Source organism: Micromonospora sp. NPDC048830, assembly GCF_043198215.1.
Taxonomy (GTDB): Bacteria; Actinomycetota; Actinomycetes; order Mycobacteriales; family Micromonosporaceae; genus Micromonospora.
On sequence record NZ_JBICUP010000127.1, the window covers coordinates 1 to 1,611 of the forward strand.

A 1,611-nucleotide genomic window follows, 5' to 3' on the forward strand; every position below is an offset into this window, starting at 1 on the left:
GGTCAAGTCCCTGGGAGTGGTGTTTCGCGGTTGAGGCGTGATCTTTTCGGTCTGGGTTAGAAGGGGTGTTCTCCGGGGTCGGTGGTGGAGTCGTTGCTGGTGGGGGCCCATTGATCGATGTCGTCGGGCCAGGGTGCGGGGCGGCCGTGGTCGTCGTAGAAGCCGGTTTCGGCGCCGGTGGCGGCCAGCGCGGCGTTGAGTGCGTGGCGGGTGGCCCGGTCGGGGATGTTGGGGTGTGGTGTCGGGTGGCTCATGCTGCGACCTGCAGGGCGGGTAGGTCGGCGGCGGTGATGCTGGGTGTGGGTGTGGTGCGGGCGCGGGCGAGAACGTCGAGGGCGAAGTAGCGGCGACCTTCGGTCCATTCGTCGTGTTGTTCGGCCAGCACCGCGCCGACGAGGCGGATCAAGGCGTGGCGGTCGGGAAAGATCCCGACGACGTCGGTACGGCGGCGGATCTCCCGGTTCAGGCGTTCCTGCGGGTTGTTCGACCAGATCTGTCGCCAGATCTCCTTCGGGAAGCCGGTGAACGCCAGAACGTCATCGCGGGCAGCTTCCAAGTGCGCGGCGACGGCGGGCAGTTTGGTGTGCACGGTGTCGATGAGGCGGTCGTACTGGGCATGCACTGACGTGGTGTCGGGTTGGTCGTAGACGCTGTGCAGCAACGTTCTCACCCACGGCCAGGACGCCTTCGGCGTGGCGGACATCAGGTTCGCCGCGTAGTGAGTCCGGCACCTCTGCCAGGACGCGCCGGGCAAAGTGGCGCCGATCGCCTCGACGAGGCCGCGGTGCGCATCCGAGGTCACCAGGCGCACGCCGGTCAGGCCGCGGGCGGTCAAGTCACGGAAGAACGCGAGCCAGCCGGCGCCGTCTTCAGCGCTGGTGACCTGTAAGCCGAGGATCTCGCGGTGCCCGTCGGCGTTCACGCCGGTAGCGAGCAGGGCGTGGACGTTGACGACGCGGCCGCCTTCACGAACCTTGAGCACGAGGGCGTCGGCGGCGACGAACGTGTACGGCCCGGCATCGAGGGGACGGGTGCGGAACGACGCGACGTGTTCGTCGAGGTCGCGGGCCATCACGCTGACCTGCGACTTCGACAGCCGGGTAATCCCCAAGGACTCGACCAGTTTGTCCATCCGCCGGGTGCTGACGCCGAGCAGGTAACACGTCGCGACGACCGACGTCAGGGCCGCCTCGGCACGCTTACGGCGCTCCAGCAGCCAGTCCGGGAAGTATGAGCCCTGCCGCAACTTCGGGATCGCGACGTCGAGGGTCCCGGCGCGGGTGTCGAAGTCGCGGTGCCGGTAGCCGTTACGGGTGTTGACCCGATCCGGGGAGCTGGTGCCGTACTCCGCGCCGCACAGGGCGTCGGCCTCGGCGGACATCAGGGTGTCGATGAACGTGGTCAGCAGTGAACGCAGCAGGTCCGGTGATGCCGCAGCGAGGTGCTCGTGTAGGAACCGGGCAGGGTCGATACTGGGGGTGGCCATCGCGTTGATCTCCTCGATCTTGAGCGGGAACTCAGTTCGAATGATCACGCGGTGGCCGCCTCACGTCTACGTCAAACCGGCTCTGATCTGCAGGTCTGCCGTACACCACTCTGCCGGACGCAACT

At 67.4% G+C, this 1,611-nt stretch carries 2 protein-coding genes; both read right to left on the bottom strand.

The annotated features are described in order from the left end of the window. Positions 1 to 56: 56 nt before the first annotated feature. Complete coding sequence (locus ACGFIZ_RS34200) at positions 57 to 254, bottom strand: hypothetical protein (protein WP_393427444.1); 198 nt, start codon at positions 252 to 254, stop codon at positions 57 to 59. Then, entirely contained in the window at positions 251 to 1,486 is a 1,236-nt protein-coding gene (locus ACGFIZ_RS34205; RefSeq protein WP_393427446.1) for an IS256 family transposase, read from the bottom strand. Before ACGFIZ_RS34205 ends, ACGFIZ_RS34200 begins: the two co-directional genes overlap by 4 nt. Positions 1,487 to 1,611: the final 125 nt, after the last annotated feature.